General features: G+C 51.5%; 4 protein-coding genes. 2 read left to right on the top strand and 2 right to left on the bottom strand.

Annotated features, from left to right (window positions below):
* Nucleotides 1-18: 18 nt before the first annotated feature.
* A complete protein-coding gene (locus tag AC0QH1_RS07170; RefSeq protein WP_324630308.1) occupies nucleotides 19-210 on the bottom strand; it encodes a hypothetical protein in 192 nt (63 codons plus the stop codon).
* A 216-nt stretch (nucleotides 211-426) separates the two neighbouring features.
* Between AC0QH1_RS07170 and hemE the strand changes: the two genes are divergently transcribed.
* The gene (gene hemE, locus AC0QH1_RS07165; protein WP_324630307.1) at nucleotides 427-1,488 is read left to right on the top strand and encodes a uroporphyrinogen decarboxylase; all 1,062 of its coding nucleotides are present in this window, start codon (nucleotides 427-429) and stop codon (nucleotides 1,486-1,488) included.
* 242 nt (nucleotides 1,489-1,730) lie between these two features.
* On the top strand, nucleotides 1,731-2,765 hold the full coding sequence (locus AC0QH1_RS07160; RefSeq protein WP_324630306.1) for an NAD-dependent epimerase/dehydratase family protein: 1,035 nt from the start codon (nucleotides 1,731-1,733) through the stop codon (nucleotides 2,763-2,765).
* 129 nt (nucleotides 2,766-2,894) lie between these two features.
* On the opposite strand, the gene AC0QH1_RS07155 is transcribed toward AC0QH1_RS07160, so the two are convergent.
* A complete protein-coding gene (locus tag AC0QH1_RS07155) occupies nucleotides 2,895-3,695 on the bottom strand; it encodes a radical SAM protein (protein ID WP_324630305.1) in 801 nt (266 codons plus the stop codon).
* Nucleotides 3,696-3,910 lie beyond the last annotated feature (215 nt).

Below are 3,910 nucleotides of genomic sequence, written 5' to 3'. Positions count from 1 at the left end.
ATGTGTTTTTTGCACTACTCAATACTCTACCACACGCCGTGAGGTATTTCCGGAATAATCTAGAATTTTCCAGTAAAGCAGGCTTGAGTCATTAACAGTTCGATCGCTTCCACTCTTATTGGCGATCGCCTCCGCTTCTGTTTCTCCTTGACTGGCTACCTCTATCTCTAAGCACTCTCGCCACAAACCAGTCCTCTTCGTGCCAAACACTGGCGCTCATGGTAGGATCCACCGCTTGCCAAGCGGACAAAACGTTAAAAAATATTACAAAATAGGGAAATCGGGAAAAAATATGGTATTAGAGTTTGGCTCGCTGAAAAAAAGCGATCGCCCCTGGCAAGTCAGGGCACAGAGAAATAAAAAAGGAGAATCCGGCAATGGTAAGCTAGATGTTGGCATTTAAGTAACATTTAAGGTGAAATCTAAATGGCGGGTTCGAGCCAAATTCCTTATCTACTCAGAGCAGCGCGGGGTGAAAAATTAGAGCGTCCCCCGGTATGGATGATGCGACAGGCGGGGCGTTATATGAAAGCTTATCGGGAATTACGCGAGAAATATCCGTCATTTCGGGAGCGATCGGAAAACCCCGACATTGCGATCGAAATCTCTTTGCAACCCTGGCGGGCTTTTAAACCCGATGGGGTGATTCTATTCTCCGATATTCTAACGCCCTTACCGGGGATTGGCATTCCGTTCGATATCGTAGAACGCTTTGGACCGATTATCGACCCGCCGATCCGCAGCTTGGAGCAGATCGAGAAGCTGCATCCCATCAATCCCTCCGAATCGATGCCCTTTATCCGCACGATTTTAAAAGCGTTGCGCGAGGAAGTGGGCAATGAGTCCACGGTACTGGGATTTGTGGGTGCGCCTTGGACCTTGGCGGCGTATGCGATTGAAGGGAAGTCTTCAAAAGACTACACCATTATTAAGAGCATGGCGTTTTCCGAACCCGAAATGCTGCACAAGTTTTTGGGCAAATTGGCGGATGCGATCGCGGTTTACCTGAGCTATCAAATCGACTGCGGCGCGCAAGTGGTGCAGATGTTTGATTCCTGGGCGGGTCAACTGAGTCCGCAAGACTACGAAACCTTTGCGATGCCCTACCAAAAACGAGTGGTGGAGCAAGTGAAGGCGACTCATCCGGATACGCCGATGATTCTTTACATTAATGGCAGTGCCGGCATTTTGGAGCGGATGGCTCAATCCGGGGTGGATATCGTCAGCTTGGATTGGACCGTGGACATGGCTGAAGCGCGCCAGCGACTGGGAACCAATGTGGGGGTGCAAGGAAATATCGACCCTTGCGCGTTGTTTGGTTCAAAAGAATTCATCCGCTTACGCATTCTCGAAACCATTCGCAAAGCGGGCAACCACCAGCACATTCTCAACCTGGGTCACGGGGTTTTGCAAAAAACTCCCGAGGAAAATGTGGCATATTTCTTTGAAACTGCCAAGCAAGCGGACCAACTCCTCGCGTCTCGATGAGCGATCGCCTCGCGCGAGAAACTCCCGATTGCATCTTTAACGCCGGGATTAGAAAATAGAACGATTGTCACCGATCCTAAAATCGGGAAACGGGGATTGCGCCCGCCGCCACTCCCCGTTTCCCGTCCCCGGTGTCTTTATTCAGTCGCAATCCGTGGCTTTTGACAAACCCGCCACGAAACTCTAAAATCGACTATCGCAATAAATCTGAAGCTCCTACACACTTCTAGCCCCAGATCCTCGTGTATTCTAACTACTATCGACCTCAGAAGCGGATTTTCATCACTGGCGCGAGTGGCTGCATCGGTCACTATATCGCCGAGGCGTTGATTCAGGAAACAGACTACGACCTGTACCTGATGGTCAGAAATCCAGACAAACTCCGAGTGGATCTCGAAGCGCGCCCCGGGATCAATCTCGTGCAAGCAGATATGCGCGAGATTGATAAACTCGCCGAGGTTCTCGAAACGATGGATGTGGCAATTCTCACCGCTACCGCTTGGGGCGGAGCTCAGGAAGTTTTTGACATCAACGTTTTGAAGACGATTCGGTTGATGGAACTGCTCAACCCAGAAATCTGCGAGCAGGTTATCTATTTTTCCACGGCGAGCATTCTCGATCGCAATAACGAATTGCTCAAAGAAGCTACCCAACTCGGCACCGAATATATCCGCTCTAAATACGACTGCTTGCGTCGCCTGTCTCGTTTGCCCCTCGCCTCGCGCATCACGACTCTGTTTCCCACGTTAGTATTTGGCGGCGACGAGCAAAAACCTCAGTCCCATATTTCTGCAGGACTTCCGCAAGTCTTGGAAAAAATCAGTCTGATTCGCTTTTTTAAAGCAGAAGGCGGCTTTCATTTCATCCATGCCCGAGATATCGCTCAGGTGGTGCTTTCCCTGGTAGAAAATCCCCCGGAACCTTCACGTCCCTTTGTTTTGGGGAATGCACCCATTACGGTGAATCAAGCGATCGAACAAGTCTGTGCGACGCTCGATCGCCGAATTCTATTTCGCATCCCCCTCGCGCCTTGGTTGGCCGATATTCTCATCGGTTTGTTCCGGATTGAGATGTCGTCTTGGGATAGATTCTGCTTGAATTATCGCCATTTCACTTATAAAGATCCGGTGAATCCTTCCAGCTTTGGCATGACCACGGAGTACGGTACCCTGCGAGATATTGTAAAAGACCGGATGAATCAACGGGGGCAACATCTCGAACCCGTGGCTCAATCCCCGGAAACTGATGCCGATGCGGCACAATCCTATGAAGGTTAGGGGATAAATCCGAGGCTCGATTGGCCGCTTTTGGGATTCAGTCATTGTGCAGTTTAAATGTGGCTGAATGAACGGTTAAATCGGCGCTAAGCTTTTATAGAGTAGGGTTGGAGGTTTGCTTGTTGGCTCTTAAACCGGGGCGCAGCGCACGGAAATGCCGGTGGCGTTTTGAATTTCTGTGGCAAAGGCGTGCAAGATGTTGGGGCTAACTTGCTTGAAGACTTGGACGGGATAGGGGCGACGGAGTGGTGGGGTATGATTTCCGCGCCCATCGAATTGGCGGGTGAGGGGTTTGGGACGGGTGGGGGTATTGAGTTGGATTTCATCCGGACCGAGCGATCGCATTCGGCGAATGTATTCGGCTCTGGTTTCGGCGTCCCACGGCGAGAGCAACATGGTTTGGATGCCCAGTTGTCCGCTGTATTGCGCCCGGAATTGCTCAATGCCGCTCCACAGGGTATTGAAATCCAGATTGCCCACCGGGCGGTCTACTCCTTGCATCCGTTTGGAGGAGACGGCATCTAATTTAATCGAGACGCGATCGGCCCGTGCCAATTCGGCGCGCACCTGGGGGTCGGTGAGTAAGGTGGCGTTGGTCAGGACTAAGGTGGGGCGATCGGTGCGATCGGCTATGCGGGTCAAGAGTTCTCCTAAGTTGAGCGCCAAGGTGGGTTCGCCACTCCCACTGAGGGTAATTACATCTACGTCCCAAGGGGCGAAGGCTTCGAGATCCTGGAGGATGAGATCGGTGGGGACGTAGATGGCGCGATCGCGGGTTTGGCGTTCGATTTCGCCGAGTTGGCAATAGACGCAGTTAAACGAACAGGTAGACACCGTGCCGATCGGGTCGATCCCGAGCGATCGCCCGTATCGCCACGAACTCACTGGGCCATAAACGGACTCAAATTTAGGGGGCTGGATAGTCTTCATGGTGATTGATACTGGTTGTGAAAATTTTCTGTAGATGCTCGCGAGTTAACGCGGCGAGAGTGTAGAGGGTAGGATTCGATTCGAGCGAGTGTTGGTTTGTTTCCTTATTTCTGGCGGAAATTCATTAGGGGTCGATGAGGGCTTTGCAACCCTCACCTCCCATTCAGAACCGGACATGAGACTTTCACCTCATCCGGCTCCTAGCCAACTTATCC

The sequence above is a fragment of the Phormidium sp. CCY1219 genome, from assembly GCF_055795085.1.
This window is presented reverse-complemented; position numbering and strand designations above follow the sequence as displayed.

What these genes read in the sequence shown, in the direction of transcription:
- AC0QH1_RS07155 (WP_324630305.1), bottom strand. Translation starts at nt 3,695, where the DNA reads ATGAAGACTATCCAGCCCCCTAAATTTGAGTCCGTTTATGGCCCAGTG.
- hemE (WP_324630307.1), top strand. Translation starts at nt 427, where the DNA reads ATGGCGGGTTCGAGCCAAATTCCTTATCTACTCAGAGCAGCGCGGGGT.